Raw genomic sequence first — 3,550 nt, forward strand, 5'->3', positions numbered from 1 at the left:
CGCGCGTGCCGCTTCCACCGCCGCGTTCAACGCAAGGATGTTGGTCTGGAACGCGATGCCTTCGATCACGCTGATGATGTCGACAATCTTGTGCGAACTCGACGAAATCCCGTGCATCGTGTCGACCACGTTGCCGACCACACGGCCGCCGCGGGCGGCGATCTCAGACGCGTTCACGGCCAGCACGCTCGCCTGCTTGGCGTTGTCGGCGTTCTGTTTGACCGTGGCCGTGAGCTGCTCCATCGACGACGCCGTCTCTTCCAGCGAGGCCGCCTGCTGCTCCGTGCGCGCCGACAGATCGGTGTTGCCCGCCGCGATTTCGTGCGAGGCCACGTTGATCGATTCGATGCCTTCGCGCACGTCCGAAACGATGGACAGCAGGCTGTTCTTCATGACGGTGAGGCCGAAAAGCAACTGGCCGATCTCGTCGCGTCCCGTGCCTTCCGCCTTGACAGTCAAGTCGCCCGCCGCGATCTGCTTCGACATCGAGAGCGCCACGCGCAATGGGTGATTGATCGCGCGACGCAGCACGCTGCCGAGAACGAACAAGAGGATGATGCCGCCGATCACCGCGATCACGGTGGCCGCACGCACGAAGGTGTGGGCTTTCTGCGATTGCTGATACAGGTCGGTCGCCTGGGTGAGTTCAAGGCGCGTGAGCACATTGAGCTCGTCACGCATCGGGCCATAGGCCGGCTTCACCTTTTCGAGATACGTCTGCTGGGCGCCTTCGGCCGAACCGGCCTTGAGCATCTCGACCGTCTGTTGCAGGCCGTCGGTCGTAAAGCGCTGGCGAATCGTGTTGAAGCGCTCGGCTTGTGCGCGCGTGTCCGGGTCGACCGACGCCATGTATTCGGTCCACTCGCGGTTGATGTCGTCGAGGCTGCTCGTGATCTCATCGCCCGCGCGTTTCATCGCGTCGAGATTCGGGCTGCCCACCGCTTCGGCCACGAGCAAGACGTCGCGGTCGAGCTTCTGGCCGATGACGGCCAGCGTACTTACCGGCACCATGCCGTGCTGATAGACGCGCAGCAGTTTTCCGTTGCTGCTCGACATCCCCCAGAGGCCCAGACCGCCGACCACGGCCAACAGCGTCGCACCGAGCACGATGATCCCGGTTAGCCGTGCGCGCAGCGTGTCCAGACGGATCTTGCGCGCCACCGCCGCGAATCCGCCGCGCTCGACCTGACCGCCGCGAATGCGCAAGTTGCCGGCCTGCCCGCTGCGAAAGCGCGCGTAGACCGTCTCGGCCTGCGCCGTCGTACCTGCCGCCGGACGCACACGCACCGACGTGAAGCCCACCACGGCACCGTTTTCCAACGTCGGCGTGACCGTTGCGAGCACCCAGTAGAAATCGCCGTTCTTGCGGCGGTTCTTGACCAACCCGGTCCACGTATCGCCGCGCTTGACCGTCTCCCACAGATCGCCGAAAGCTTCCGGCGGCATGTCCGGATGGCGAACGATGTTGTGCGGTGCGCCCAGCAGTTCTTCACGCGAATAGCCGCTCACCTCCACGAAGGCGGGATTGGCATACGTGATCCGCCCCTTCAGATCCGTCCGTGAGATCAGGTACTGATGCTCGCCGATGACGAATTCGTTTTGGGTGACGGGCTGGTTATTGCGCACGTGCTCGGTCTCCGTGAATGACAGGTCGGGGGGGCTCGGGTGTGTCAGGCGTGTCGGGTGGCGCGCCGGGTCTCAGCTCGCCAGGCGCTCGATGAGCGCCATGTCGCTGCTGGTCATGAGCTTCTCGATGTCCATCAGGATCAGCATGCGGCCTTCGACGGTGCCCAGTCCGGTGATGTACTCGGTGGCCAGTTGCGCGCCGAATTCCGGCGCCGGCTTGATTTCGCCACGGGCGAGCGTGAGCACGTCGGAGACCCCGTCGACCACCATGCCGACCACGCGGCCCGCCACGTTCAGAATGATCACGACCGTTTGCGTGTTGTACTCGACGCGGCCCAGACGGAATTTGATCCGCATGTCCACGATCGGCACGATGATGCCGCGCAGATTGATCACGCCCTTGATGAAGTCCGGCGCATTGGCGATGCGCGTGACCGCGTCGTAGCCGCGAATCTCCTGCACCTTCAGAATGTCGATGCCGTATTCCTCGTCACCGAGCGTGAAGACCAGAAACTCCTGACCGTCGCCATCGGTCTGCATGGCGCCGCCCTGGCGCGACACGGCATGTTCTTGCGAAAGGTTGTCCATCTGACGCGTCTCCGACTTCAGTTGAAGATGGTGGCGGCCGCCGAGCGCTGGCCGCGCTGAAGCGCCGCCACGTCGACGATCAATGCCACACTGCCGTCACCCATGATGGTGGCGGCGGAAATACCGTGAATACGGCGGTAATTGGTTTCGAGATTCTTCACCACGACTTGCTGCTGACCGACCAGTTCGTCGACGAGCAGCGCAAAGCGGCGGCCTTCGGCCTGAAGGATCACGATGATGCCCTGCGTGGGATCGGCGCGCGCCTCCGGCACGTCGAACGCGCGGTAAAGCTCGACGAGCGGCAGGTACTCGCCGCGCACCAGCACGACCTGACCTTCGCCGGTCACGGCGCGAATGTCGTCGCGACGCGGCTGCAGCGACTCCATCACGAAGTTCAGCGGCAGAATGAAGATCTCCGGTCCGACCTTGACGGACATGCCGTCGAGAATCGCGAGCGTGAGCGGCAGCACGATGCGGATCGTGGTGCCCTTGCCGCGCGTGGACAGAATCTCCACGTGCCCGCCCATCTGCTGGATGTTGCGCTTGACGACGTCCATGCCCACGCCGCGGCCCGACACGTCGGTGATCGCCTCGGCGGTGGAGAAGCCCGGCATGAAGATCAGTTGCCACACGTCTTCGTCGGACATCGAGTCCGAGACCGGCAGCCCCTGCTGCTGGGCCTTGGCAAGGATCTTTTCGCGACGCAGGCCCGCGCCGTCGTCGCTCACTTCGATCACGATGTTGCCGCCCTGATGCGCCGCGGACAGCACGAGCTGACCGACCGGGTCCTTGCCCGAGGCCAGGCGCAGCTCCGTCGTCTCGATGCCGTGATCGAGGCTGTTGCGCACGAGGTGCGTGAGCGGATCGATGATGCGCTCGATCAGGCTCTTGTCGAGTTCGGTCGCCTGACCGAACGTGACGAGTTCGATCTGCTTGCCCAGCTTGGTCGCGAGGTCGCGCACCAGGCGCGGGAAGCGCGAGAATACGTAATCCATCGGCATCATGCGGATGGACATCACGGCCTCTTGCAGGTCGCGCGCATTGCGCTCGAGCTGGCCCATGCCGTTGAACAGGCGATCGTGAAGCATCGGATCGAGGCTGCTCGCCGTTTGCGCGAGCATCGCCTGCGTAATCACCAGCTCGCCCACCAGGTTGATGAGCTGATCGACCTTCTCCACGCCCACGCGAATCGAACTGTTCTCGTGTCCGGCCGCGCCCCCTGCCGGTGCGGCCACGCGCTTCTCTGCCGGAGGATGCGCCCCATTGCCACCACCGCCAGCGCCGGCATGCGCGGCGGGCGCCTCAGGCGGCACGATGATCGGCTCGGCCGCAGGCG

The 3,550-nt window shown here is 64.6% G+C and carries 3 protein-coding genes; all 3 read right to left on the bottom strand.

The window, feature by feature from the left end; translation table 11 throughout:
- A partial coding sequence (locus A985_RS0101605; protein ID WP_017231683.1) for a Tar ligand binding domain-containing protein occupies positions 1–1,626 on the bottom strand: 1,626 nt, incomplete at its 3' end.
- Positions 1,627–1,698: 72 nt separating this feature from the next.
- Complete coding sequence (locus A985_RS0101610; protein WP_017231684.1) at positions 1,699–2,214, bottom strand: chemotaxis protein CheW; 516 nt, start codon at positions 2,212–2,214, stop codon at positions 1,699–1,701.
- 17 nt (positions 2,215–2,231) lie between these two features.
- Positions 2,232–3,550 (bottom strand): chemotaxis protein CheW (locus tag A985_RS23810; RefSeq protein WP_017231685.1); only part of this gene is annotated, 1,319 nt, incomplete at its 5' end.

This window comes from Pandoraea sp. B-6, assembly GCF_000282835.1.
GTDB classification, from domain to species: Bacteria; Pseudomonadota; Gammaproteobacteria; order Burkholderiales; family Burkholderiaceae; genus Pandoraea; species Pandoraea cepalis.

Bases quoted from the DNA above. Each gene is read 5' to 3' on its own strand.
- A985_RS0101610 (WP_017231684.1), bottom strand. From the start codon at position 2,214: ATGGACAACCTTTCGCAAGAACATGCCGTGTCGCGCCAGGGCGGCGCC.